The 1,846-nt window shown below is 63.3% G+C and carries 1 protein-coding gene; it reads left to right on the forward strand.

The features are described 5' to 3' along the window. Positions 1-1,575: formate--tetrahydrofolate ligase (locus tag G6N74_RS30380; protein WP_165121720.1), on the forward strand; the 1,575-nt coding region annotated here is incomplete at its 5' end. Positions 1,576-1,846 lie beyond the last annotated feature (271 nt).

Consider the following 1,846-nt stretch of genomic DNA (forward strand, 5'->3'; position numbering starts at 1 on the left):
TACGGCCACGACAAGGCCAAGGTCTCGGCCGAGTTCATCCAGTCGGTGCAGGGCAACAAGGACGGCAAGCTCATTCTCGTCACCGCCATCAACCCGACGCCGGCCGGCGAAGGCAAGACCACGACGACAGTCGGCCTTGGCGATGGTTTGAACAGGATCGGCAAGAAGGCGATCATCTGCATTCGCGAGGCCTCGCTCGGGCCCAACTTCGGCGTCAAGGGCGGTGCTGCCGGCGGCGGCTATGCCCAGGTCGTGCCGATGGAGGACATGAACCTCCACTTCACCGGCGACTTTCATGCCATCACCACCGCGCACAACCTGCTGTCGGCCTTGATCGACAACCACATCTACTGGGGCAACGAGCAGGCCATCGACACCCGCCGCGTCGCCTGGCGCCGCGTCATGGACATGAACGACCGGGCCCTGCGCGAAATCATCTGCTCGCTCGGCGGTGTCGCCAACGGCTATCCGCGCGAGGCAGGCTTCGACATCACGGTCGCTTCGGAAGTCATGGCCATCCTGTGCCTGGCGAAGGATTTGAAGGACCTGGAAAAGCGCCTCGGCGACATCATCATCGCCTATCGCCGCGACAAGACCCCGGTCTATGCCCGCGACATCAAGGCCGACGGCGCCATGACGGTTCTGCTCAAGGACGCCATGCAGCCGAACCTGGTGCAGACGCTGGAGAACAACCCGGCCTTCGTCCATGGCGGACCGTTTGCCAACATCGCCCATGGCTGCAACTCGGTCGTCGCCACCACGACAGCGCTGAAACTTGCCGACTATGTCGTCACCGAAGCAGGCTTCGGCGCCGATCTCGGTGCGGAAAAGTTCTTCGACATCAAGTGCCGCAAGGCTGGCTTAAAACCCGCTGCCGCCGTCATCGTTGCCACGGTTCGCGCCATGAAGATGAATGGCGGGGTCAAGAAGGAAGACCTTGGCACCGAGAACGTCGAGGCGGTGAAGAAGGGCTGCGCCAATCTTGGCCGCCACATCGAGAATGTAAAACAGTTCGGCGTGCCAGCAGTCGTTGCCATCAACCACTTTTATTCCGACACCGATGCCGAGATCCAGGCGCTGAAGGACTATGTCGCTTCGATGGGCGAGGAAGCGATCCTGTGCAAGCACTGGGCGCATGGCTCGGCCGGCATCGAAGAGCTTGCCAACAAGGTGGTGCAGCTTGCCGAAAGCGGTGCTTCGCAGTTCGCCCCGCTTTACCCGGAAGAGATGGGCCTGTTCGACAAGATCAACACCATCGTCCAGCGCATCTATCGCGGCTCCGAAGCGATTGCCGACAAGTCTGTCCGCGACCAGCTTCACGCCTGGGAGCAGGCCGGCTACGGCAAGCTGCCGGTATGCATGGCCAAAACGCAATATTCCTTCTCGACCGACCCGAACCTGCGCGGCGCGCCGACCGGCCACACCGTGCCGGTGCGCGAGGTGCGCCTCTCCGCCGGTGCCGGCTTCGTCGTCGCCATCTGCGGCGAGGTGATGACCATGCCCGGCCTGCCCAGGACACCATCGTCGGAGAGGATCTTCCTCAACGACAAGGGGCAGATCGAGGGGTTGTTCTGAGCGGGAACTGAGCCGGCCTCACCTCGGATGGCGAGGGCTGAGCGAAAGCCCGGACAATCACGACACCACGACACAGAGACGGCGCCCTCAACGGCGCCGTTCGCGTTTGTGGCGCCGCTCTCCCCTCTCCGTCTCGGCTTCGCCGAGCCACCTCTCCCCGCAAGCGGGGCGAGGAACCCAAGTTCTGAGAAGGCCGCTACCTCTGCGAGTGCCGGTTCCTCGCCCCATGAAATGGGGAGAGGTGGCTCGGCGAAGCCGAGACGGAGAGGGG

The sequence above is a fragment of the Mesorhizobium zhangyense genome (genome assembly GCF_011045115.1).
GTDB lineage: Bacteria > Pseudomonadota > Alphaproteobacteria > Rhizobiales > Rhizobiaceae > Mesorhizobium_M > Mesorhizobium_M zhangyense.